Here is a 23,163-nt window from a genome sequence, read left to right on the forward strand (position 1 = left end):
CCTCAACGCTTGGCGATGATGTACACCGCGTGGACGATGCCCGGGATGTAGCCGAGCAGGGTGAGCAGGATGTTCAGCCAGAAGGCGCCGCCGAAGCCGACTTGCAGGAACACGCCCAGCGGCGGCAGGAGGATGGCGATGAGGATGCGGATCAGGTCCATGAACGGAACTCCTTGGTCCAGGGTCGATACGGTGTCCGGCGCGTGAGCCGGCGTTTTTTCGCGTCACCCTATGACTGACTCCCGCCATTCGCGGAGGGTTCAACCGCAACGGTACTCGCCGCCTGTCACGCGCAGCGGTACGCTTGAGCCTACGCTCATGCGAGCGGACAACCCGCAAGGAACATCCATGTCCGACCTGCCCCCGCGTCCCGCCTTCTGGCCGTACCTGCCGGGCTACGCCCTGTTGCTGCTTTCGGTGCTGCTCTGCGCCAGCGGCAGCTACCGTTTCGTCACCCCGATGGCGCTCGCCGACGGCGTCGACCTGGTCTACCTCAGCCAGGGCCTGGCGCTGCTACCGCTGGGTACCGGGCTGGTCGGCCTGCTCGCGGGCTTCCTCCTGCATGTCCGCGGGCGCTGGCTCGGCGCGCTGCTGGCGCTGCTGCCGGCGACGCTGATCTGCGCCTGGAACCTGTACAACTATGCCGCCCACGGCGACGAGGCGTTGTCGCCGAGTTTCGCCCAGTACACCCAGGCGCTGCTCGGCCTGCTGCTGCTCGGCGGCGTGCTGAGCCTGGTCGACCTGCTCCACGGCAGGCCCTCGACGCTGCTGCGCAAGGGCCTGCTGGGGCTGGGCTGGCTGGCCCTGGTGGCCTGGCTGGGGTTGCTGTTCTACCTGCAGCGCCTGTACGGCCTCACTTTTTGAACTGGTCGTAGGCTTCCAGCGCGCGCAGCGAATAGACATAGGCGGCGCCGGCATTCAGGGAGATGGCGGTAGCCAGGGTCTGGGCGATTTCCGCCTCGCTGGCGCCGGCCTTCAGCGCGGCCTCGGTGTGCACGCCGATGCAACCGTCGCAACGGGTGGTAATAGCCACGGCGATGGAGATCAGTTCGCGGGTCTTGGCATCCAGGGCGCCCTCGGCGCTGGCTTCCTCCAGCGCGCCATAGGCGGCGAGCATCTTCGGGTGTTGCTTGCCCAGGGCACCGAAGGCTTTTTTCACGGCGGGGACGAACTCGGTCCAGTTGTTCAGCATGGTGATATTCTCCGTTGCTTTCGCGCCGGGAGTGGCGCGTCGGGTTACCAGTCTCGACCAGTCTGGACCGCGCCGCCTGCCCATGCGTCTCTACTTTCGACCTGATCGGCTCATCCCATGGACCCACTCGACCGGCTCATCCAGCTCGCCAACCTGCAGGGCCGCCTCGACCAGCGCTGCCAGCTACAGGGCAGCTGGGCGCTGGAGCACCCGCAAGCGGTGCCCGGCGAGGCGACCTTCCATATCGTCATGGCCGGCACCTGCTATTGCGAATTCCTCGATGGCGGTCGCCTCGACCTGCATCCCGGTGACCTGATCCTGTTGCCACGCGGCACCCCGCACCTCCTGCGCAGCGACAGCCCGGCGCAACCCTGCGAACCCACCGTGGAGCACCGCGGCAGCATCCCGCTGTACCAGTTGAACGGCCCCGGCGAGGCCCTCGACATGCTTTGCGGCAGCTACCGCTATCACGCCGGTGCCACCCTGTTCGGCGCGCTCCCCGAGCGCCTGCTGGTGCATATGGACGAGTCGACCCAGCAGCCCCTGCGCGCGCTGATCGGGTTGATGCGCGAGGAAGCCGAGAGCACCCGCAGCGGCGCCCGCTCGATCATCGACGCGCTGGCCACCGCGCTGTTCGCCCTGGCCCTGCGCGCCTACCTGGACCGCCAACCGCTGGGCGACGGCCTGTTCGGCCTGCTGGGCGACGCCCGCCTGGGACGAGCCCTGCGGGCCATGCTGGAACGCCCGGAGCATGCCTGGACCCTGGAACAGCTTGCCCAGCAGGCGGCGATGTCGCGGGCCAGTTTCGTCCGCGCCTTCTCCGCCCTCGGCGGGACCTCGCCGTGGAACCTGCTGACCCGCATCCGCATGGAAAAGGCCCGCGGCCTGCTGCGACAAACGCAGAAGAGCCTGCTGGATATCGCCGCCGAGACCGGCTACCAGTCGGAGGCGGCGTTTTCCCGCAATTTCCGCCAGGCCTTCGGCGAATCGCCGGGCCGTTTCCGCCGCCAGGCCGACTCCGCTCGCTGAAAGCGCTACCGGCGCACATTTCGGCGATCCGCTGCTATGCAATGTGAATGATTTTCGCAACATCCTGTACGAATTCACTGACAGTACGGCTACACTGTGCTTTCCCGGCAAGGAGGCGCGGGGGTACTTGTCGCGGCACCCACTCTCCCGCTTTACCAGTACGCCCAGGAGGCAAACATGGAATGGTTTCTGAAATGCGTGAAGGAACACTACTTCGACTTCAACGGGCGTGCCCGTCGCAAGGAATACTGGATGTTCACCCTGGTGAACATCATCATCTCCGTCGCGCTGAGCGTCGTGCTCGGCCTGATCAGTGAAAAGCTCCTGCCGATCGCCAATCTCTACTCGCTCGCCGTGCTGCTGCCGGCCCTGGGCGTCACCGCCCGGCGTCTGCACGACATCAACAAGAGCGGCTGGTGGATGCTGATCGCGCTGATCCCGATCGTCGGCCTGTACCTGATCTACCTGCTGGCCAAGGACAGCGACGCCGGCCAGAACCAGTACGGCCAGAACCCGAAGGGCATCGCCTGATTCCTTCCCGCCGGGCCGCACGGCCCGGCGTTCTCCCTCTCCCTGTTTCCCTTCCCGCCCCTGACCGGGGTTAGAATGCCTCGCTCCCACTCCGGCGCCCTGCGCCAACGCCCGCAGCGAGGTAGCCCATGCCCCACCCCATCGACGCACTGATTTCCGACTGCGACGGCGTCCTGGTCGACAGCGAGGTCATCGCCGAGCGCGTGATGTACGAGGCGCTCAGCGCCTACGCGCCGCTGGAGGAGCTGCAGCGCCTGCTGGAAGGCACCTTCGGCCTGACCAGCCGCGACATCCTCGATCGCGTCGAGAAGCACTTCGGCCTGCGCATCCCCGACAGCTTCAACCGCGAGGTGCGCCAGCGCAGCGAGGAGATGGTCGCCCAGGTCCAACCCATTCCCGGCGCACGCGAGGCGCTGCTGGCCCTGGATCTGCCCGTCGCGGTGGCCTCCAACAGCCGCCGCCACAGCCTGGAGCGCTCGCTGGCGCGCGCCGGGCTCAGCGAACTGATCGGCGAACGCCTGGCCAGCGCCGATATGGTCGCCCTGCCCAAGCCCGCACCCGACGTCTACCTGCACGCCGCCAGCCTGCTCGGCGTCGCCCCCGAGCGTTGCCTGGTGGTGGAAGACAGCAGCACCGGCACCCGCGCCGCCCTCGCCGCGGGGATGCGGGTGATCGGCTTCGTCGGCGCCGGGCACATTCCCGCCGGGCACGCCGAGGTACTGCGCGAGCTGGGCGCCATCGCCATCGTCGAGCACATGCGCGAACTGCCGGAGACCGTGGCGCGCCTGCGCCGCGAGAGCCGAGTGGCGCTGGGAACGCCGTAACCGGGCGTCAGAGACTCTTCCAGGTCAGGTACACCCGCAGGTCGAACTCCAGCTGGTGATAGTCCGGCAGCATGTACTGGCAGAGCTGGTAGAACGCCTTGTTGTGCTCGCTTTCCTTCAGGTGGGCGAGTTCGTGGACGACGATCATCCGCAGGAACTCCGGGGCGGCGTCCTTGAACAGGGAAGCCACGCGGATTTCCTTCTTCGCCTTGAGCTTGCCGCCCTGCACCCGCGAGATCGCGGTGTGCAGGCCGAGGGCACGCTGGACCACGTCGAGCTTGTTGTCGTAGAGCACCTTGTCCAGGCCCGGCGCGTTGCGCAGGTGTTCCTGCTTGAGGTTCATGGTGTAGGCGTACAGCGCCTTGTCACTCTGCACATCGTGACGCCCCGGGTAGCGGCGCTCGAGGTACTCGCCCAGGCGGTTCTCGGCGATCAGCTGGCGGACCTGGTCCTGCAGCGATGCGGGATAGGCCTGGAGGTACTTGAGGGGGATCATGCACGGGTCCGGCGGTTCGCGGAAAACGCCCAGTGTACCGCGTCGGGAGCTCCGGCGGCCGACCGCCGCTTCGGGTAAGATGCGCGCCGTTTCCGATGAGCGGAGTGGGACAGTGGCAAGTACAGATGTGCTGATCGTTGGCGCCGGGGCGGCCGGGCTGATGTGTGCGATGACGGCGGCCGGGCGCGGGCGCCGCGTGCGGGTACTCGACCACGCCAACAAGGCCGGCAAGAAGATCCTCATGTCCGGCGGCGGGCGCTGCAATTTCACCAACCTGTACACCGAGCCGGCCAACTTCCTTTCGCGCAACCCGCACTTCTGCAAGTCGGCGCTGGCCCGCTACACCCAGTGGGACTTCATCGGCCTGGTGGCCAAGCACCAGGTGCCGTACCACGAGAAGAAACTCGGCCAGCTGTTCTGCGACAACAAGTCCAGCGACATCCTCGAGATGCTGCTGCGCGAATGCGCCGAGGCCGGAGCGGAAATCCTGCTGGACACCTCGATCGAAGAGATCGCCCGCGACGACGCCGGCTACCGCCTGCGTACCAGCGCCGGCGAGATGCGCTGCGAGTCGCTGGTGATCGCCAGCGGCGGCCTGTCGATCCCGACCCTCGGCGCCAGCGGTTTCGGCTACCAGGTGGCGCGCCAGTTCGGCCACGAGGTGCTGCCGACCCGCGCCGGGCTGGTGCCGTTCACCATCACCGACCAGCTGAAGGAGCTGTGCGCCGAGCTTTCCGGCACCTCCGTGGATTGCCGGGTGAGCTGCAACGGCCAAGTGTTCCGCGAGAACCTGCTGTTCACCCATCGCGGCCTCAGCGGCCCGGCGATGTTGCAGATTTCCTCCTACTGGCAACCGGGCGATACCCTGGAAATCGACCTGCTGCCGGACCACGACGCCAGCGAATGGCTGGCGCAGCAACAGCGCGAGCGTCCCAACAGCGAGCTGAAGACCCTGCTCGCCGAGTTGTTCACCAAGAAGCTCGCCGGACTGCTGGCCGACCGCTGGTTCGTCTCCAAGCCGATGAAACAGTACACCCCGACCGAACTGGCGGGTATCGCCGGGCAGCTTTCGGCCTGGCGGGTCACGCCCTCGGGCACCGAGGGCTACCGCACCGCGGAAGTGACCCTGGGCGGGGTGAGCACCGACGAAGTGTCGTCGAAGACCATGGAGTCGCAGCGCTCGCCGGGGCTGTATTTCGTCGGCGAAGTACTGGACGTCAGCGGCCACCTCGGCGGCTTCAACTTCCAGTGGGCCTGGGCCTCGGGTTATGCGGCGGGACAGTACGCCTAGCGCGCCTCGGCCAGATAGGCCTCGGTGCGATAGGGCAGCGCTACCTGCTCCTTCCCCTTGAGCGCCGGGTGGCTGGCGACCAGCTCGCGCAATTGCGCCGCCACGGCGTTCTTTTCCGTCTCCGGCAAGGCGGCGATGAAGCTCACCGAAAGGAAGCGCGAGACGATCACCTGCTCCGGCGGGCCGACATGCTCGTAGGCGAAGGTGGAAAGTCGCAGCGGTCCGAAGGGCGCACGCTCGAACGGCCGACGCCAGTCGCCCTTGTAGAAACGCGGCGCATCGCCTTCGTAGGGGGTGATGATGCGGGTGATCTCGGCGACCCAATCCAGCGACTCGTCACGCACGTTCCACACCAGCCCCAGCCTGCCTTCCGCCGTCAGCACGCGGCGCATTTCCTCCAGCGCCTCCACGGTGGCGAACCAATGAAAGGCCTGTGCGCACACCAGGGCGTCGGCGAAGCCGTTGGCTAACGGAATCGACTGGGCGCTACCGGCCAGCGCCTGGACCTGCGGCAAGGCTTCGGCGAGCTGGGCGCGCATCGCATCCACCGGTTCCACCGCGACCACCCGCGCGCCGGTACGGGCCAGCAGGCGGGTGAACTTGCCGGTGCCGGCGCCGAGGTCCACCGCGACGGTCTGCGGACGCAGGCCAAGGGCATCGCGCAGCCAGTCGGAGAGCGCTTCCGGGTACTCGGGCCGGCCCTGGGCGTAACGCTGGGCCTCGGCGCTGAAACCTTGCTGGGCGGCGCTGTGTACGGACGACATGAGGGACCTCCTGGGCGGCAGGGAAAGCCCGAGGTATAGCACAGCGGTTTTCCTCCGAATTCCAGACGAACGGTTCAAAGCCTTGCGCAGCGTGGCTCGCAGCCATTGGTCAGGGGCTTCGTGGACCTCTCGGGGAAGAGGCTATTGTCGATCCGAAGGCCCACCCGACGACCAGGGTAAAAGCATCCCGGCACACGCCGGCGTCCCCCGCCACAACCAGGAGTCAGCCATGAGCAGCGAAGTCAGCGCCATCCGCCAATTGATCGAAGACTGGCGAGCCGCCGTCCGCGCCAGCGACGTTCCGCGCATCGTCTCGTACTACGCGGAGGACATCGTCGCCTTCGACGCCATCCTGCAATTGCAATTCAAGGGGCGCGACGCCTACCAGAAGCACTGGCAGGCCTGCACCGAGATGTGCAAAGGACCGATGACCTTCGATATCGCCGAACTGCAGATCCATGCCGACCAGCAGGTCGCCTTCGCCCACTACCTCTGCCACTGCGGCGGCACCGGCCCGGACGGCCAGCCGCACTCCTCGTGGATGCGGGTCAGCGCCGGCTACCGCAAGCAAGGCGACGGCTGGAAGGTGATCCACGAGCATTTCTCGGCGCCGTTCGACATGGACGGCAAGGCGCTGTTCGACCTGCAGCCCTGACTCAGCGCCGCGCGGCGGTCGTCGCCGGGTCGCCGCAGCGTTTCACTGCGCGAGGGCTGAGCAGCGAGCAAGGCTTGCCGACCAGGTAGCTGCGGTAGACCTTCAGCAGCGTAGCCTGGCTGTAGCGGCAGCCCTTGCCGCTCTTGCGCAGGCAGGGGCTCTCGAACTCGAAGCGACCGTTGACCGGCTCGGCCAGCTGGATGCGCAACGCCGGCCAGGTGGAGCGGTGCGGCGCCGGCGGGGTTTCCAGTCGGCGACCGTCGCGCACCACCAGTTCGCCGCCGGCCTCTGCATAGTCGAAGACGAACAACAGGGTGCGCGAAGTCTTGGTCGTGCAGTCGCTACGCGCCAGGCAATCCTGCGGATCGGCGGGATCACGCGCTACGCTCGGCGACGCGGCCTCCTCGACGTCGCGGGACGGCGTGTGCAGGCCAGCGCAACCGGCCAGCAGGAGGAACGGCAGGGTCAGGAGCCAGCGGCGCATCGGATTTCCCCGGGACGGATGTGCAAGAGCCCCGACCAGCGGGGCTCCCGTTCGAACGAAGGCGCTTAGTTGACCTTCGGATCCAGCTCGCCGCGGGCGTAGCGCTGGAACATGCCTTCCAGGGAGATCGGCTTGATCTTGGAAGCGTTGCCGGCGGTGCCGAAGGCTTCGTAGCGAGCGATGCAGATGTCGCGCATGGCCTCGACGGTCTTGGAGAAGTACTTGCGCGGGTCGAACTCGCTCGGGTTCTGCGCCAGGAAGCGGCGGATGGCACCGGTGGAGGCCAGGCGCAGGTCGGTGTCGATGTTCACCTTGCGCACGCCGTACTTGATGCCCTCGACGATTTCCTCGACCGGCACGCCGTAGGTCTCTTTGATCTCGCCGCCGTACTCGTTGATGATCGCCAGCCAGTCCTGCGGTACCGAGGAAGAGCCGTGCATCACCAGGTGGGTGTCCGGGATGCGCGCGTGGATTTCCTTGATGCGCTGGATCGACAGGGTGTCCCCGGTCGGCGGCTTGGTGAACTTGTAGGCGCCGTGGCTGGTGCCGATGGCGATGGCCAGGGCGTCGACCTTGGTCTTCTTCACGAAGTCGGCGGCTTCTTCCGGGTCGGTCAGCAACTGGCTGTGGTCCAGCACGCCTTCCGCGCCGACGCCGTCTTCCTCGCCGGCCATGCCGGTTTCCAGGGAACCCAGGCAGCCCAGCTCGCCTTCCACGGACACGCCGCAGGCATGGGCGAACGCCACGGTCTGCTGGGTCACGCGGACGTTGTAGTCGTAGTCGGCAGGGGTCTTGCCGTCTTCACGCAGGGAGCCGTCCATCATCACCGAGCTGAAGCCCAGCTGGATGGAACGCTGGCAGACGTCGGGACTGGTGCCGTGATCCTGGTGCATGACCACCGGGATGTGCGGGAATTCTTCGATCGCGGCGAGGATCAGGTGGCGCAGGAAGGGCGCGCCGGCGTATTTGCGAGCACCGGCGGAAGCCTGGACGATCACGGGCGAATCGGTCTTGTCGGCCGCTTCCATGATGGCGCGCATCTGCTCGAGGTTGTTGACGTTGAAGGCCGGCACGCCGTAGCCGAATTCGGCGGCGTGATCCAGCATCTGGCGCATGCTGATGAGTGCCATGGTTCTCGTATCTCCCAATCGCGGGGTCGTTCAGTGATTCAGAAGCCTGCCGCAGGGGCAGGCCCGGTTCAAGTTCCTTGCGAGGAGCGGTCGCGGCGCCGCGCCCCTGCCGGCGCGACTCAGCGCGCCTTGCAACCGCGACCGATGAGGTCGTCGGTTTCGACCCAGTACACCAGGCCTTCGTCGTTCTCCAGGTGGAAGCCCAGGCGTCCGTCGCTATAGAAAGCGCCGACGGCCGCAGGTTCCTGCTCCAGATGGTGGACCACGTCGTCCTCGTCCTTCAGGCGCAGGTCGACGATGTTCTTGCTGCCGTCGATATAGCGCCATTCGATCACCGCCTTGCTGTCGCAGGTCCAGCGGGTCCAGTCCTTGCCACCGGGCTTGCCCGAGGAGCCGGAGCAGCCGGCCAGCAGGGCCGCGGCGGCGAGGCCGCCGAGCAGGGCGATACGCGAGTAGTTCATGTCCATCCTCCATCCGTGCGGAACGCTCCGCCGCACCTCGCCGGGCCGCAAGCGGCCCGCGCGGCGGCCGGCTGGCCTTGCCTGTCACAGGAAAGGCGCAATGCTACTGCGTACGCTGGCGAATCCCCAGCCCTTTCCGTAGAAACTGGCAGAAAAGCACTACGGGCATTCCACCGGCTTTTGTCCGGCGGTCGGATCGCCGCTACTCTGCTGCTCGACCCGCTGGCGGTTCTGCTCGGTCGGCACCATCACGTCCGGCGGACTGATCACCTCGCAGGTGCTCGGGCGTCGACCGCCATCGCCGCTACAGGCGGCCAGGCCCAGGCAGAACATCAGGAGTGGCAAGGTTACGGAACGCATGGGGCACCTCCTTTTTTCGTCGTCCTCAAAGGTGTGACCGCCGAGGACGGCGAATGGTTTGCCCCGTCTGCGTCAGCCCTTGGCGCGCTGCTCCAGGATTTCCACGGCCGGCAGGACCTTGCCCTCGACGAACTCGAGGAACGCGCCGCCACCGGTGGAAATATAGGAGATCCGCTCGGCGATGCCGTACTTGTCGATCGCCGCCAGGGTATCGCCGCCGCCGGCGATGGAGAACGCCGCGCTATCGGCGATGGCGTTGGCCAAGGTACGGGTGCCCTCGCCGAACTGGTCGAACTCGAACACCCCGACCGGACCGTTCCACAGGATGGTCTTCGAGGTCTTCAGCAGCTCGGCGAACTGCGCGGCGGTCTGCGGGCCGATGTCGAGGATCATGTCGTCGTCGGCGACCTCGGCGATGACCTTGACGGTCGCCACGGCGCTCTCGGCGAATTCCTTGGCCACCACCACGTCCACCGGCAGCGGCACCTTGACCTTGGCGGCGATGGCCTTGGCGGTCTCGACCAGGTCGGCCTCGTACAGCGACTTGCCGACCTTGTGTCCGGCCGCGGCGAGGAAGGTGTTGGCGATGCCGCCGCCGACGATCAGTTGGTCGCAGATGCCGGCCAGGCTGTTCAGCACGTCGAGCTTGGTGGAAACCTTGGAGCCGGCGACGATCGCCGCCATCGGCCGCGCCGGGTTGCCCAGCGCCTTGCCCAGCGCGTCCAGTTCGGCGGCCAGCAGCGGGCCGGCGGCGGCGACCTTGGCGAACCTGGCCACGCCGTGGGTCGACCCCTCGGCGCGGTGGGCGGTACCGAAGGCATCCATCACGAACACGTCGCACAGCGCGGCGTACTTCTGCGCCAGCTCGTCGGCGTTCTTCTTCTCGCCCTTGTTGAAGCGCACGTTCTCGAACAGCACCAGGTCGCCCGCCTTGACCTCGACGCCGTCGAGGTAGTCGGCCAGCAGCGGCACTTCGCGGCCCAGGGCCTTGGACAGGTACTCGGCCACCGGCTTCAGGCTGTTCTCGGCGGAGAACTCGCCCTCGGTCGGACGGCCCAGGTGCGAGCAGACCATCACCGCCGCGCCCTTCTCCAGGGCCAGCTTGAGGGTCGGCAGGGCGGCCTTGATCCGTGCATCGCTCTGCACCTGGCCGTCCTTCACGGGCACGTTGAGGTCCTCGCGGATCAGCACGCGCTTACCTTTGAGGTCGAGGTCAGTCATCTTCAACACGGTCATGACAATCAGTCCTTGGGTACTTGTTGATCAGGCACGGCGGCGCGCAGGTAGTGTCCGGCGACGTCGAGCATACGGTTGGCGAATCCCCATTCGTTGTCGAACCAGGCCAGCAGGTTGACCAGGCGAGGCCCGGAAACGCGGGTCTGGCTGCCATCGACGATGGCCGAATGGGGGTCGTGGTTGAAATCGCAACTGGCGTGCGGCAGCTCGGTATAAGCCAGCAGTCCGCGCAGCGGGCCGCTTTCGGCGGCCTCGCGAAGCACCCGGTTGATCTCGGCGGCGGAGGTGTCGCGGGAAGTCTGCAGGGTGATGTCCAGCGCCGAGACGTTCACCGTGGGCACGCGTATGGCTTTGGCCTGGATGCGCCCGGCAAGTTCCGGCAACAGGCGTTCGATGCCGCGCGCCAGACCGGTGGACACCGGGATCACCGACTGGAACGCCGAACGGGTACGGCGCAGGTCCTCATGGTGGTAGGCGTCGATCACCGGCTGGTCGTTCATCGCCGAGTGGATGGTGGTGATCGACACGTATTCCAGGCCGATCGCCTCGTTCAGCAGCTTGAGCAGCGGCACCCCGCAATTGGTCGTGCAGGAGGCGTTGGAGACCAACGTTTCGCGGCCGCTGAGGTCCTGCTGGTTGACCCCATAGACGATGGTGGCGTCGATGTCCGCCTCGCTCGCCATCGGCTGCGAGAACAGCACCCGCGGCGCGCCGGCGCGGAGGAAACGCTCGGCCTGGGCGCGGTTGGTGTACTGGCCGGAGCACTCCAGCACCAGGTCGACCCGCAGCGCCTGCCAGTCGATGGCCTCCGGAGTCGGGCTGCGCAGCACCTTCACGCAATCGCCGTTGATGTGCAGGCAGTCGCCGTCGACCTTCACTTCGCCGGGAAAGCGGCCATGGGTGGAGTCGAAGCGGGTCAGGTACTCGACGCTGGCCTGGTCGGCCAGGTCGTTCAGCGCGACGATCTCGAAGCCCAGTTGCTCCGGGCGCTCGTGCAGCGCGCGCAGGACGCAGCGGCCGATACGGCCATAGCCATTGAGCGCGACGCGAAAAGGCGGGGTGGACATCGGCAGGGATAGCTCCGGCAAGGGGCCAGTGAAAGGCGCCAATTATGCGGGGGATGGGCCCGCCTGGGAACCGTCCGCGACCCGCGCGGCGCGGCGTACGCCGCGGCGACGGCTCGCGTGCAGGCGCTGAAACGATTCATGCGACACCTGGCTGGCGCGACCGCGTTCCGTTGTGCAAGGCTCGCCCGCATCCACCGACCGCCAGGAGCGCCAGATGCCCCGCTTCGCCGCCAACCTCAGCATGCTCTACCCCCGCCACGACTTCCTCGAACGCTTCGCCGCCGCCGCGGCGGACGGCTTCGAGGGCGTGGAGTACCTGTTCCCCTATGCCTACCCTGCGGCCGAACTGAAGGCCCGGCTGGACGACCACGGCCTGCGCCAGGTGCTGTTCAATGCCGCACCCGGCGACTGGGACAAGGGCGAGCGCGGCCTGGCCAGCCTGCCGGGGCGCGAGGCCGAATTCCGCCGCGCCATCGCCCAGGCCATCGACTATGCCCAGGTCCTCGGCAACCGCCACATCCATGTCATGGCCGGACTGCTGCCGGCCGGCGCCGACCGCATCCGCCACCGCGAGACCTACCTCGACAACCTCGCCCATGCCGCCCGCGAGGCCGCCGGCGCCGGGCTGACGGTGCTCATAGAGCCGATCAACAACCGCGACATGCCGGGCTTCTTCCTCACCCGCCAGGACGACGCCCAGGCCATCTGCCGCGAGGTCGGCGCGGACAACCTGCAGGTGCAGTTCGACTGCTACCACTGCCAGATCGTCGAGGGCGACCTGGCCACCACCCTGCGTCGCGACATCGGCAATATCGGCCATGTCCAGATCGCCGGGGTACCCGACCGCCACGAGCCGGATGACGACAACGAAGTGAACTACCCCTACCTGTTCGAGCTACTCGACCGGCTCGGCTACCAGGGCTGGATCGGCTGCGAGTACCGTCCGCGCGGCGACACCTCGGCAGGCCTGGAATGGCTGCGGCGCTGGCGCGCTACTCGACGCGACGGATGATCGGCTCCAGCGCGTCCAGGCGCTCGCGGGCGGCCAGCCAGTCGCGCACTTCCGCGCACCACTGTTCTTCCTTCAGCACCGCGCGTGCACGGGTCAGCACTCGCGGCCAGGGACGGTCGTCGAACAGGCGCAGCAGCACCTGGTTGAGCTGTTCGCTATCCAGCGGCCGGCGTCCACGGCGCACCGGCGCGTCGACCCGCTGCGCCAGCGATTGCAGCACCCGTTCGCGCTGTGCCGTATCCACCGGCATCTGCTGCTCGTCGTAGGCGCAGAGCACCAGGATCTCCGGCGCGACGTTCTCCAGCAGGCCGGCGCGCAGCCGGCAGTGGCCATCGAGGATCACGCAGGCATCCAGGCAGTTCAGGCGCAGCGCCAGCACCGGCGGCAGCTCGCCTTCGCGGGCCTTCTTGCGCCACCACTTGACCCGCCCCTCGTCATCCTCGACCCGGCGCAGGGCGATCAGGGCGTCGTTGTCGCGCCCCCACCAGTCGAGCCACTGCACCCAGTCGTCGTCGAGGACCTTCTCCAGGCTGTAGAAGCGCCAGTCCGGCAACAGTGCGTCGCGCCCGACGCTGCGGTAGCGCCAGCGTTCCAGCACCCGTTCGCGCGGATCGTGGCTCTGCGGTGGCTGCCAGGCGGGCACCTGCTCGGCGAGCGACAGGCGCAGCAACCAGCGCCCGGCCTCCAGGCAACTGCCCGGGCTGGCGCGCAGGGCCTCGACGAAATGCCGGCTCCAGGCCTTGTAGCGGGCCTCGCCGCGCAGGCCGCGCAAGGCTTCCAGGGTCGGCGAGTCGATGGGCGGCACGCTGGCCTGCGCCGGGCTCGCCGCGACCAGGCTCTTCACCAGCCAGATGCCATCGTGGTACGGCAACTGGGTGGCCCAGAGCAGCGGCTGATCGCCGCGCATCAGACGGATGCGGGCCTGGCCGCCGGATTGCAGATGAAGGAAAGAGGGCGCCCGATGGGCGCCCTCCACCTGGACCGCGAGGCCCAGCCATTCGCCATTGGCGGGGCTTTCGAGGTCCCGCCAGTAGAGCGTGTGCATCAGTCTTCCAGCAGCTCCTCGGCCACCGCCAGGACGTTGTCCAGGGTGAAGCCGAAGTGCTCGAACAGCGCCGGGGCCGGCGCCGACTCGCCGAAGCTGGTCATGCCGATGATGCGCCCGTCGAGACCGACGTACTTGTACCAGTAGTCGGCATGGGCGGCCTCGATGGCGATGCGCGCGCCGACTTCCACCGGCAGCACGGACTGCTTGTAGGACTCGTCCTGCTGCTCGTAGACGCTGGTGCACGGCATCGATACCACGCGGACCTTGCGGCCCTGCTCGCTGAGCTTGTCGTAGGCCTGCACGGCCAGGCCGACTTCCGAACCGGTGGCGATCAGGATCAGTTCCGGCTCGCCTTCGCAGTCCTTCAGCACGTAGCCGCCGCGGGCGATGTCGGCCACCTGGGCGACGTCGCGCGCCTGGTGCGGCAGGTTCTGGCGGGAGAAGATCAGCGCGGACGGACCGTCGGCACGCTCGATGGCATGCTTCCAGGCCACCGCCGACTCGACCGCGTCGGCCGGGCGCCAGGTGTCCAGGTTCGGGGTCAGGCGCAGGCTGGCCAGTTGTTCGATCGGCTGGTGGGTCGGGCCGTCCTCGCCGAGGCCGATGGAGTCGTGGGTGAACACGTAGAGCACGCGCTGCTTCATCAGTGCGGACATGCGCACGGCGTTGCGCGCGTATTCCATGAAGATCAGGAAGGTCGCACCGTAAGGAATGAAACCGCCGTGCAGGGCGACGCCATTCATGATCGCGCTCATGCCGAATTCACGCACGCCGTAGAACACGTAGTTGCCGGCAGCGTCGTCGGCGCTGACGCCCTTGCAGCCCTTCCACAGGGTCAGGTTGGAGCCGGCCAGGTCGGCGGAACCGCCGAGCAGTTCCGGCAGCAGCGGGCCGAAGGCGTTCAGCGCGTTCTGGCTGGCCTTGCGGCTGGCGATGGTCTCGCCCTTGTTGGCGACGTCGGCGACGTAGGCCGCGGCCTTCTCGGCGAAGTCGGCCGGCAGCTCGCCCTTCAGGCGGCGCAGCAGTTCGGCGGCCAGTTCCGGATGGGCGGCCTGGTAGGCGGCGAAACGCTTGTTCCACTCGGCTTCCTGGGCGGCGCCGGTTTCCTTGGCGTCCCACTCGGCGTAGATCTGCGCCGGGATCTCGAACGGAGCGTGCTCCCAGCCCAGCGCGGCGCGGGTCGCGGCGATCTCGTCGGCACCCAGCGGCGCGCCGTGGCACTCTTCCTTGCCCTGCTTGTTCGGCGAGCCGAAGCCGATCACGGTCTTGCAGCAGATCAGGGTCGGCTGGTCGCTCTTGCGCGCGGTATCGATGGCGGTCTTGATCTCGTCGGCGTCATGCCCGTCGACGTTGCGGATCACTTGCCAGCCATAGGCCTCGAAGCGCTTCGGGGTGTCGTCGGTGAACCAGCCGTGGACCTCGCCGTCGATGGAAATGCCGTTGTCGTCGTAGAAGGCGATCAGCTTGTTCAGGCGCAGGGTGCCGGCCAGCGAGGCGACCTCATGGGAAATGCCTTCCATCATGCAGCCGTCGCCGAGGAAGGCGTAGGTGTAGTGGTCGACCACCGCGTGGCCGTCGCGGTTGAACTGGGCGGCCAGGACCTTCTCCGCCAGCGCCATGCCCACCGCATTGGCGATGCCCTGGCCGAGCGGACCGGTGGTGGTCTCGACGCCGGCGGTGTAGCCGTACTCCGGGTGGCCCGGGGTGCGCGAGTTGAGCTGGCGGAAGTTCTTCAGGTCCTCGATGCCGAGGTCGTACCCGGTGAGGTGCAGCAGGGAGTAGATCAGCATCGAGCCGTGGCCGTTGGACAGCACGAAGCGGTCGCGGTTGGCCCACTGCGGGTTGCTCGGGTTGTGCTGCATGTAGTCGCGCCAGAGGACCTCGGCGATATCGGCCATGCCCATCGGGGCGCCCGGGTGGCCGCTGTTGGCTTTCTGCACGGCATCCATGCTCAGTGCACGGATGGCATTGGCTCGCTCACGACGGCTGGGCATCGCAATTCTCCTACGGGGGTTGCTGGTCGGAAGACCAGGAGTGAAAAAAAGGGCGCCATTTTCGCCCACCGAAGGCCCAAGGGGCAATGACAGATCGGCAGGGGGACAGTATGTCGCTGCCGACCGGTTTTGCCAGAAGCCTGGCGCAGCCGGATTGCAATTGCGCGACGGCCACCCGTCATCAATATCAAAAATTTTTGATACAGGCATTGCCGGGGTTCGGACCCGGTACTAGACTGCGCCTCCATGAGCCTTCGCGTGCCTTCGATACGACCAGACGACTACGACCCGCTCGCCGCGCTGTGCAAGGCGGCTGGCGACTCGCTGCGACTGAACGTGTTGCGCGCCCTGGCCAACGATTCGTTCGGCGTGCTGGAGCTGGCGCAGATCTTCGCCATCGGCCAGTCGGGCATGAGCCACCACCTCAAGGTGCTGGCCCAGGCCGGGCTGGTGGCGACGCGCCGCGAGGGCAACGCGATCTTCTACCGGCGTTCGCTGCCCCTGGCCGAACGCACCGGCGGCGCGCTGCACGCGGCGCTGCTGGAGGAAGTGGACGAACGGGCGCTACCCGACGACGTGCGGGCGCGGATCGATGCCGTGCACGCCCAGCGCGCGGCGGTCAGCCAGGACTTCTTCGCCCGCGCGGCGGACAAGTTCCAGGCCCAGCAGGACCTGATCGCAGGACTGCCGCAATACCGTGAGAGCGTGTTGGCCTTGCTCGACGCACTGGCCTTCGCCCCCGGCGCCACGGCGCTGGAGGTCGGCCCGGGGGACGGCGGGTTCCTGCCGGAACTCGCCAGGCGTTTCCGCCAGGTCACGGCGCTGGACAACAGCGCGGCGATGCTGGAACTGGCGCGCCAGCGCTGCAAGGAAGAAGGATTGGGCAACGTCCGCCTGGAATTGGCCGATGCCCTGCAGGATGCCGCCGAACCGGCCGATTGCGTGGTGCTGAACATGGTCCTGCACCACTTCGCCGCGCCGGCGGAGGCGCTGAAACAGTTGGCCCGCCTGGTCCATCCGGGCGGCAGCCTGCTGGTGACGGACTTGTGCCGGCACAACCAGGGCTGGGCCAGGGAGGCCTGCGGCGACCTCTGGTTGGGTTTCGAACAGGAGGACCTGGCCCAGTGGGCCGACGCCGCAGGGCTCACGCCCGGCGAGAGTCTTTACATTGGTTTACGCAATGGCTTCCAGATCCAGGTCCGGCACTTCGCCAGGGATGCATCCGAAAGCCGCCTCACCCACCGGTAATGTAGGAACCGATTGATGAGCGAATATTCCGTTTTCACCTCCGAGTCCGTGTCCGAAGGCCATCCGGACAAGATCGCGGACCAGATCTCCGACGCGGTGCTGGACGCCATCATCGCCAAGGACAAGTACGCTCGCGTGGCATGCGAAACCCTGGTCAAGACCGGCGTGGCGATCATCGCCGGTGAAGTCACCACCTCCGCCTGGGTCGACCTGGAAGAGCTGGTGCGCAAGGTCATCATCGACATCGGCTACGACAGCTCCGACGTCGGCTTCGATGGCGCCACCTGCGGCGTGCTGAACATCATCGGCAAGCAGTCGGTGGACATCAACCAGGGCGTCGACCGGGCCAAGCCGGAAGACCAGGGCGCCGGCGACCAGGGCCTGATGTTCGGCTACGCCAGCAACGAGACCGACGTGCTGATGCCGGCGCCGATCTGCTTCTCCCACCGCCTGGTCGAGCGCCAGGCCGAGGCGCGCAAGTCCGGCCTGCTGCCATGGCTGCGCCCGGACGCCAAGTCCCAGGTGACCTGCCGCTACGAAGGCGGCAAGGTGGTCGGCATCGATGCGGTGGTGCTGTCCACCCAGCACAACCCGGAAGTCTCCTATAACGACCTGCGCGACGGCGTGATGGAGCTGATCATCAAGCAGGTGCTGCCGGCCGAGCTGCTGCACAAGGACACCCAGTTCCACATCAACCCGACCGGCAACTTCGTGATCGGCGGCCCGGTCGGCGACTGCGGCCTGACCGGACGCAAGATCATCGTCGACTCCTACGGCGGCATGGCCCGCCACGGCGGCGGCGCGTTCTCCGGCAAGGACCCGTCCAAGGTCGACCGCTCCGCCGCCTACGCCGGCCGCTACGTGGCGAAGAACATCGTCGCCGCCGGCCTCGCCGAGCGTTGCGAGATCCAGGTTTCCTACGCCATCGGCGTGGCCCAGCCGACCTCGATCTCGATCAACACCTTCGGCACCGGCAAGGTCAGCGACGAGAAGATCGTGCAACTGGTCCGCGAGCACTTCGACCTGCGCCCGTACGCGATCACCAAGATGCTCGACCTGCTCCACCCGATGTACCAGCCGACCGCGGCCTACGGCCACTTCGGTCGTCATCCGTTCGAGCTGACCGTGGACGGCGATACCTTCACCGCGTTCACCTGGGAGAAGACCGACAAGGCCGCTCTCCTGCGCGACGCCGCCGGCCTCTGAGCGACCGCGCGATGAAGAAGCCCCGCTTCGGTGGGGCTTTTTCGTTTCCGGCAGGCTCAGCGCATGCGGAAGGCTTCCTGGTGGAACAGCCGCAGCGGCATGCCCTGCCGGCGCAGATCGCGGCGCAGGCTGTCGGCCAGCCCCTGCGGACCGCAGAACCAGACGCTCGGCCAGCGTCCTTCGGCGCTCTTCAGCACGCCCAGTTGCGCCGCCTGCGGCTTGCCCTGATCGTCGCTATAGCGGATGTGCAGGGTCACGCTGGGCAGGTGTTCGCAAAGCTCGCGCAAGCGCCCGGCGAACAGCGCTTCCTGGGAATTGCGCACGCAATAGTGCAGCTCCACCGATGGCGCGCTTTCCGGCGCGGCCTGCAGCGACTCCAGCCAGGCGATGAACGGCGTCACGCCGATCCCGGCGGCGACCCAGACCTGCCGCCCGGCCAGGCCACGGCGGAAGTCGAAGCAGCCGTATGGCCCCTCCACCTCGACCCTGGCGCCGACCTCCAGGTTGTCCTGCAGGCGCCGGGTGTAGTCGCCCAACGCCTTGATGCTGAAGCGCACCTCGCCGCAGCCGCGGTCGGCGCTGGCGATGGTGAACGGATGGGCACCCTCCAGGCGGTCGCAGGTGAGAAAGGCGAACTGCCCGGCCCTGTGCGACCAGTCGCCCTGCAGCCGGCAGGTCACCTCGAGCAGGCTTTCGCCGCGCCGCTCGACGGCGGTGACCACGCCCGCATGGCGGCGCGCGCGACCGATCCGCCCGCTCAGAGACAACAGTGCGCAGGCCGAACCGAGCAGAGCGCAGGCCGCCACCAGCCAACCGGCCGGCTGGCTCCAGTAGCTGGCCGGGGCGAGCACCACGGAATGGAAGGCCAGTACCAGGTAGACCAGGGCCAACGCCTTGTGCACATAGCGCCAGAGGTGATACGGGAAGCGCTGCCAGAGAGTGATCAGCAGCATCCCGCCGAGAATCCACGCCGACCATTCACCCAACTCCTTGGCCGAGCCACGGAAGACGTCGAGGAAGGTTTCCACCCGCGGGCCTTTCACCGGTTTGCCGACGATACCCGCCAGCCAGGGACCGGCCAACTCCAGCAGGTAGTGCAACAGGCCGAGGACGATGGCCAGGATGCCCGCCCACTTGTGCAGGCGGTACATGCGGTCGAGCCCGTCCAGCGGCTTCTCCAGCCAGACCGGACGCACCGCCAGCAGCATGATCAACGACATCAGGGCGAAGGACGCTACCCCGGTAAGCAGGATCGCCTGCTTGCGCACCACCCAGATGTCCAGGCTCGCCAGCGGATCGACGGCCAGCGTCAGGCCCCAGGCCGCCAGCGCGGCGGCGAGAACTCCCCATAACAGTTTCATTGGCACCACTCCCCGACAGAACGCGCGAATCGCTGGAATGAACCCTGCGCGTCCAGTCTTAATTGTCCCTTAACTTCATGGGGGAATTAGCGAGGCCAGCGAGGTTTTCCCGCACAGCCATGACCTGCGTCAATCGTTGTCGGCCTTCAACCCCGGGGTGGGTGGAGCTATGCTGGTCCGCCGCGCCTACCGCCGAGCCGTGCCATGAAGATCCGCCTGCTGTCCGACCTCCACCACGAACATTTCGACGGGCGACGCCAACTGCCAGAGGTCGAGGCCGACGTGGTGGTGCTGGCCGGCGATATCCACAGCCACCTGGAAGGCCTGCACTGGGCCCGCGAGACCTTCGACGACAGCGAGATCGTCTACGTCGCCGGCAACCATGAGTTCTACTCCTCGGAAATGACCGACCTGACCCAGGCGATGCGCAATATCGCCCGGGCGCTGGAGATCCACTTCCTGGAAAACGACGAAGCGCGGATCGGCCCGGCGCGCTTCCTCGGCGCCACCCTGTGGACCGACTTCCAGCTCTATGGCGCGGACGGCTATGCGCCCGCCCATGAGCTGGCCCTGCAATCGATGCCGGACTTCAGCTGCATCGACTGGTTCGGCGGCGACTTCACCCCCGAGCAGAGCATCGCCCTGCACCGAGCCTCGCGCGACTGGCTCGCCGAACAGCTGGCGCGGCCCCACGACGGCCCGACGCTGGTGGTCAGCCACCACGCGCCCAGTGCGCTGTCGATCCCGCCGCAGTTCGTCGGCAACCCGCTCTCGCCAGCCTTCGCTTCCAACCTCGACGAACTGGTGGCGCAGGCCGACTACTGGCTGCACGGTCACGTCCACGATGCCCTCGACTACCGCATCGGCCGGGCACGGGTGCTGGCCAATCCGGGCGGCTATCCCCACGAGAGAGGCGGGTTCCGTCCGGAATTCGTCTTCGAGGTCTGAGCCTCAGCGCGGCAACTGGCTGAAGAAGCGCCAGATTTCCACTGGCGCGTCCAGTTCCGGGTCGCTCTTGCCGAGAATCCGCGGGAAGCGATAGTCCGGCTGCGCCAGCACGTGGCCGCCGCCATGCACGCTGAGCAGCTCCACCGGCGGATGGCCGTCTTCCTGCCAGCGCTGGCGCTCGGTCCAGACCGGGCCGGGACGGGTCAGCGGCGCCACGTCCGGCGGCGCGGCGATGCCGTTCAGGCCGGCCCACCAGCGTGCCGAGTCCAGGGTCGAGCGTACCGCGCCCCGGTCGCCGAAGCCGAACAGGCTGACCTTGCCGCCGAGATAGGGATTGATCGGATCGCGCGTGCCGTTGATCAGCAACGCCGCGGTCGGCCGCTCGACCGGACGACAGGCATCGTTCTCCGTGGTCGGCAGGCTCGCCGCCACCGTTGCGATCGCCGCCGGCAACCCCGGCGCTTCGGCGGCCAGGCGGAAAGCCATCTGGCCGCCATTGGAGTAGCCGGCGACATATACCCGCTGCGGATCGACGCGGTATTCCTGGGCCAGCCGCGCCACCAGCGCGCGGAGGAAAGCCACGTCATCGACGTCACGCAGCCGTGCCGAATAGCTGGCGGCCTTGCGGCAATCGTTCCAGTGGCCCTCAAAGCCGTCCGGGTAGGCCACCAGGAAACCTTCTTGCGCCGCCAGCCGGTCGAAGCCGTAGCCGCTGATGCGGCGCATCTGCGCGCCGTCGCCCCGTGAGCCGTGCAGCACCACCAGCAACGGCGCCCCCTCGGACACGCCCGGCGGCACGTAGAGCAGATAATGCCGGCGCAGGCCCGCGACCTTCAGGCTCGAGTCCTCGCTGTGGCCGGCCAGCGCGGGGGTGCGCAGGGCCTCGTCCTGCAGCCACCACCAGGCGCCGGCGAGCAGCGCCAGGACCAGCAGCAGGATAAGCGTGCGAACCAGGCGGATCAGCGTACGCATCGCGGTTCTCCCGTTCTCGGCGTCTTCGGACAACGTTAGGCCGGGTTGCGCCGGAATGCCCGAACCATGGCCTTTCTCCAGAGACCCCGGGGCGGCGTACTTTGCTCCCGGACAACCACAACCGTGCCGTTTGCTGGCACACTTGCGCCTTTGTCACGCCGGCTGCCGCCTGCCTCATCCGCCTGCCAGGACGCTCGGCCGAGCCGTCGTCCGGCAACCGCACCGGCCGTTCGATCAAGGAGCCAACCGATGTCCATTCGTCCTTCACTGCCGCTGGCCGGGCTGCTGCTCGCCGTCTCCCTGCCGCTCTCCGCCGCCCAGCCGGGCACCACCAAAGGCGCCCCGCTCAGCGGTTGCGCCGCCAAGCAGGCCGCCATCGAGGCGAAGCTGGAAACGGCCCGCTCGTTCGCCAACGAAGGCCAGGTGGCCGGCTTGGAAAAGGCCCTCTCCGAGGTCAAGGAACACTGCACCGAAGCCGGCCTGCTGAGGGAGAACAAGCAGAAGGTGATCGACAGCGAGCGCGAGGTCAGCGAACGCGAGAAGGATTTGCGCAAGGCCATGGGCAAGGGCGATCCGGAGAAGATCGAGAAACGCAAGGCCAAGCTGGCCGAGGCCCGCGCCGAACTGGAAGAGGCCAAGAAAGGCCTGGAACAGGCCCAGGCACAGTAGGACACCAGGTACCGCCCTACGCCTCGCGCCTCCCACGCAAGGCGTATGATGCCCATGGCGTTACCCGCCATCCGCGCCGCAGCGGGACACCAGGTGCCGCCCAGCGCTGCCGCAACGGCGGATGAGCGCCAGCGCTCATTCGCCCTACCCCTCGCGCCTTCCAGGCAGGGCGTATGACGCCCGGTCCGGCCTCAGAGCGCGCGGAATTTCTTGTGGCAGGCTTCGCAGGCGTCTTCCACCGCGGCGAAGTCCTTGCGCACGCCATCCGGGGTCAGCGTGGCCTGGCGAGTGTTGTCCTGGAGACGGTTCATCGCGTCGATGAAGACCTGGGTGGCGGCCTTGAACTCCTGCTGGCGCTGCCAGACCTCGTCCTTGGCGCGGGTGTCCTCGCCCTCCTCGCCGGCCTTGGGACTGGGGAAGTACTGCCAGGGCTGGTCGGCCAGTTGGTGCAACTTCGCCGATCCGGCGCGGAACTTCTCCGCGTCGAAGGGCAGGCGTCCGCGGAGCATCCCGCCCATGTCCTCGCTGGTCCGTAGCATTTCCTTGAAGATCGCCTGGCGCTTGGCCTCGGGCGAATTGGGATCCATACGGTGACAGCCGCTCAGGGCGACGCCGGCCAGCAGCACGACGAGCAGGGACTTCAGCTTCATGGCAAGGCTCTTTTTTCAGGGTCGATCACGGAAGCGGCGGATTATCCGCCGCCACCGCCGATTGATCCAGAGCCGCGCGCCCGCACTGCGGCCATAGGCCGCAGCGGGCTGCTCAGGCGGAAACCACGAAGAACGCGGCGATGAGCAGCATGCCGACGAACCAGACCAGCGAGCGCAACGGCCCCCAATCGGCGAGGTAGCAGATGACGTAGAGCAGGCGACTGGTGATCCAGGCAATGGCCAGGCTATCCAGGGTCGCCTGCGAAGCGTTGCCGACCAGATGGGCGATGATCACCGCCGCGGCGAACGCCGGGGTCACTTCGAAAGCGTTCAACTGGGCGTTGTTGGCACGCCGGCGAAAGCCTTCGAGCGAACCGAGGAACGCCCGCGGGTCGGCGTTGGCCCGACCGCCGTAGCCCTCCCCGCCGAACTTGGCGATGGAGGTACAGACGTAAGGCAGGAAGATCGCGATCAGCACGCACCAGAAAGCGATGGTCATGGCAGTTCCTTGTGGTTGTGGAACTGCAACTCAAGC

27 protein-coding genes are annotated in these 23,163 nt (G+C 67.4%); 11 read left to right on the forward strand and 16 right to left on the reverse strand.

From position 1 onward, the window contains the following. Positions 1-2: 2 nt before the first annotated feature. Positions 3-161, reverse strand: a complete 159-nt coding sequence (locus FOC67_RS23130; RefSeq protein WP_003084988.1) for a YqaE/Pmp3 family membrane protein — start codon at positions 159-161, stop codon at positions 3-5. 187 nt (positions 162-348) lie between these two features. Here FOC67_RS23130 and FOC67_RS23135 point away from each other — a divergent pair, with 187 nt between their 5' ends. Then, the gene (locus FOC67_RS23135; RefSeq protein ID WP_003117947.1) at positions 349-864 is read left to right on the forward strand and encodes a hypothetical protein; all 516 of its coding nucleotides are present in this window, start codon (positions 349-351) and stop codon (positions 862-864) included. Here FOC67_RS23135 and FOC67_RS23140 read toward each other — a convergent pair. Then, complete coding sequence (locus tag FOC67_RS23140; protein WP_003084980.1) at positions 854-1,192, reverse strand: carboxymuconolactone decarboxylase family protein; 339 nt, start codon at positions 1,190-1,192, stop codon at positions 854-856. The genes FOC67_RS23135 and FOC67_RS23140 overlap by 11 nt on opposite strands. Positions 1,193-1,309: 117 nt before the next feature. Here FOC67_RS23140 and FOC67_RS23145 point away from each other — a divergent pair, with 117 nt between their 5' ends. From FOC67_RS23145 to FOC67_RS23155, 3 genes are all read left to right on the forward strand, one after another. Further along, positions 1,310-2,221, forward strand: coding sequence for an AraC family transcriptional regulator (locus FOC67_RS23145; protein WP_009315166.1), 912 nt, complete (start codon positions 1,310-1,312; stop codon positions 2,219-2,221). 177 nt (positions 2,222-2,398) lie between these two features. Continuing rightward, complete coding sequence (locus FOC67_RS23150; protein WP_003084974.1) at positions 2,399-2,752, forward strand: DUF805 domain-containing protein; 354 nt, start codon at positions 2,399-2,401, stop codon at positions 2,750-2,752. 128 nt (positions 2,753-2,880) lie between these two features. Beyond that, positions 2,881-3,576: an HAD family hydrolase gene (locus FOC67_RS23155; RefSeq protein ID WP_003084972.1), complete on the forward strand. Its 696-nt coding sequence runs from the start codon at positions 2,881-2,883 to the stop codon at positions 3,574-3,576. A 7-nt stretch (positions 3,577-3,583) separates the two neighbouring features. On the opposite strand, the gene FOC67_RS23160 is transcribed toward FOC67_RS23155, so the two are convergent. Beyond that, positions 3,584-4,072, reverse strand: a complete 489-nt coding sequence (locus FOC67_RS23160; protein WP_003084971.1) for a M48 family metallopeptidase — start codon at positions 4,070-4,072, stop codon at positions 3,584-3,586. A 112-nt stretch (positions 4,073-4,184) separates the two neighbouring features. Here FOC67_RS23160 and FOC67_RS23165 point away from each other — a divergent pair, with 112 nt between their 5' ends. Continuing rightward, a complete protein-coding gene (locus tag FOC67_RS23165) occupies positions 4,185-5,363 on the forward strand; it encodes an NAD(P)/FAD-dependent oxidoreductase (RefSeq protein ID WP_003084970.1) in 1,179 nt (392 codons plus the stop codon). On the opposite strand, the gene FOC67_RS23170 is transcribed toward FOC67_RS23165, so the two are convergent. Beyond that, complete coding sequence (locus FOC67_RS23170; RefSeq protein WP_003084969.1) at positions 5,360-6,127, reverse strand: class I SAM-dependent methyltransferase; 768 nt, start codon at positions 6,125-6,127, stop codon at positions 5,360-5,362. The two genes, FOC67_RS23165 and FOC67_RS23170, sit on opposite strands and share 4 nt — an antisense overlap. 229 nt (positions 6,128-6,356) lie before the next feature. Between FOC67_RS23170 and FOC67_RS23175 the strand changes: the two genes are divergently transcribed. Beyond that, positions 6,357-6,782, forward strand: coding sequence for an SgcJ/EcaC family oxidoreductase (locus FOC67_RS23175; protein ID WP_003110219.1), 426 nt, complete (start codon positions 6,357-6,359; stop codon positions 6,780-6,782). A gap of 1 nt (position 6,783) precedes the next feature. Here FOC67_RS23175 and FOC67_RS23180 read toward each other — a convergent pair whose 3' ends face one another. From FOC67_RS23180 to epd, 6 genes are all read right to left on the reverse strand, one after another. Beyond that, on the reverse strand, positions 6,784-7,266 hold the full coding sequence (locus tag FOC67_RS23180) for a hypothetical protein (RefSeq protein WP_009315162.1): 483 nt from the start codon (positions 7,264-7,266) through the stop codon (positions 6,784-6,786). Positions 7,267-7,331: 65 nt separating this feature from the next. Next, entirely contained in the window at positions 7,332-8,396 is a 1,065-nt protein-coding gene (fba, locus tag FOC67_RS23185; RefSeq protein WP_003084964.1) for a class II fructose-bisphosphate aldolase, read from the reverse strand. 119 nt (positions 8,397-8,515) lie between these two features. Further along, on the reverse strand, positions 8,516-8,857 hold the full coding sequence (locus FOC67_RS23190) for an MliC family protein (protein WP_003084963.1): 342 nt from the start codon (positions 8,855-8,857) through the stop codon (positions 8,516-8,518). 159 nt (positions 8,858-9,016) lie between these two features. Then, positions 9,017-9,217 (reverse strand): hypothetical protein, encoded by a 201-nt coding sequence (locus FOC67_RS23195; protein WP_003084961.1) that lies wholly within the window; start codon positions 9,215-9,217, stop codon positions 9,017-9,019. Between the two features lie 72 nt (positions 9,218-9,289). After that, on the reverse strand, positions 9,290-10,453 hold the full coding sequence (locus FOC67_RS23200) for a phosphoglycerate kinase (protein WP_009315158.1): 1,164 nt from the start codon (positions 10,451-10,453) through the stop codon (positions 9,290-9,292). Positions 10,454-10,458: 5 nt separating this feature from the next. Further along, the gene (gene epd, locus FOC67_RS23205) at positions 10,459-11,520 is read right to left on the reverse strand and encodes an erythrose-4-phosphate dehydrogenase (RefSeq protein WP_003084958.1); all 1,062 of its coding nucleotides are present in this window, start codon (positions 11,518-11,520) and stop codon (positions 10,459-10,461) included. 214 nt (positions 11,521-11,734) lie between these two features. On the opposite strand from epd, the gene otnI reads away from it, so the two are divergent. Further along, a complete protein-coding gene (otnI, locus tag FOC67_RS23210; RefSeq protein ID WP_003113230.1) occupies positions 11,735-12,532 on the forward strand; it encodes a 2-oxo-tetronate isomerase in 798 nt (265 codons plus the stop codon). On the opposite strand, the gene FOC67_RS23215 is transcribed toward otnI, so the two are convergent. Both FOC67_RS23215 and tkt read right to left on the reverse strand, forming a co-directional pair. After that, positions 12,513-13,577, reverse strand: coding sequence for a hypothetical protein (locus tag FOC67_RS23215; protein ID WP_009315153.1), 1,065 nt, complete (start codon positions 13,575-13,577; stop codon positions 12,513-12,515). The genes otnI and FOC67_RS23215 overlap by 20 nt on opposite strands. Next, positions 13,577-15,574: a transketolase gene (gene tkt / locus FOC67_RS23220; protein WP_003110216.1), complete on the reverse strand. Its 1,998-nt coding sequence runs from the start codon at positions 15,572-15,574 to the stop codon at positions 13,577-13,579. Before tkt ends, FOC67_RS23215 begins: the two co-directional genes overlap by 1 nt. Before the next feature lie 246 nt (positions 15,575-15,820). Between tkt and FOC67_RS23225 the strand changes: the two genes are divergently transcribed. Continuing rightward, the gene (locus FOC67_RS23225) at positions 15,821-16,822 is read left to right on the forward strand and encodes a metalloregulator ArsR/SmtB family transcription factor (protein WP_003113231.1); all 1,002 of its coding nucleotides are present in this window, start codon (positions 15,821-15,823) and stop codon (positions 16,820-16,822) included. Positions 16,823-16,837: 15 nt separating this feature from the next. Next, positions 16,838-18,028, forward strand: coding sequence for a methionine adenosyltransferase (gene metK, locus FOC67_RS23230; protein WP_003084948.1), 1,191 nt, complete (start codon positions 16,838-16,840; stop codon positions 18,026-18,028). A gap of 56 nt (positions 18,029-18,084) precedes the next feature. On the opposite strand, the gene FOC67_RS23235 is transcribed toward metK, so the two are convergent. Next, positions 18,085-19,389, reverse strand: coding sequence for a ferric reductase-like transmembrane domain-containing protein (locus FOC67_RS23235; protein ID WP_009315149.1), 1,305 nt, complete (start codon positions 19,387-19,389; stop codon positions 18,085-18,087). Positions 19,390-19,593: 204 nt separating this feature from the next. Between FOC67_RS23235 and FOC67_RS23240 the strand changes: the two genes are divergently transcribed. Continuing rightward, on the forward strand, positions 19,594-20,337 hold the full coding sequence (locus tag FOC67_RS23240) for a metallophosphoesterase family protein (protein WP_009315147.1): 744 nt from the start codon (positions 19,594-19,596) through the stop codon (positions 20,335-20,337). A gap of 3 nt (positions 20,338-20,340) precedes the next feature. Here the strand turns inward: FOC67_RS23240 and FOC67_RS23245 are convergent, their stop codons facing one another. Beyond that, on the reverse strand, positions 20,341-21,309 hold the full coding sequence (locus tag FOC67_RS23245) for a PHB depolymerase family esterase (protein ID WP_009315145.1): 969 nt from the start codon (positions 21,307-21,309) through the stop codon (positions 20,341-20,343). 249 nt (positions 21,310-21,558) lie between these two features. Between FOC67_RS23245 and FOC67_RS23250 the strand changes: the two genes are divergently transcribed. Beyond that, positions 21,559-21,978 (forward strand): DUF1090 domain-containing protein, encoded by a 420-nt coding sequence (locus FOC67_RS23250; protein WP_003084937.1) that lies wholly within the window; start codon positions 21,559-21,561, stop codon positions 21,976-21,978. Between the two features lie 191 nt (positions 21,979-22,169). Here FOC67_RS23250 and FOC67_RS23255 read toward each other — a convergent pair whose 3' ends face one another. Together FOC67_RS23255 and FOC67_RS23260 are read right to left on the reverse strand one after the other, a co-directional pair. Continuing rightward, positions 22,170-22,628 (reverse strand): cytochrome c, encoded by a 459-nt coding sequence (locus FOC67_RS23255; protein ID WP_009315143.1) that lies wholly within the window; start codon positions 22,626-22,628, stop codon positions 22,170-22,172. 112 nt (positions 22,629-22,740) lie between these two features. Then, positions 22,741-23,127, reverse strand: coding sequence for an MAPEG family protein (locus FOC67_RS23260; RefSeq protein ID WP_003101585.1), 387 nt, complete (start codon positions 23,125-23,127; stop codon positions 22,741-22,743). Positions 23,128-23,163: the final 36 nt, after the last annotated feature.

Origin of the sequence: Pseudomonas sp. FDAARGOS_761 (genome assembly GCF_013343155.1) — a bacterium.
GTDB classification, from domain to species: domain Bacteria; phylum Pseudomonadota; class Gammaproteobacteria; order Pseudomonadales; family Pseudomonadaceae; genus Pseudomonas; species Pseudomonas aeruginosa.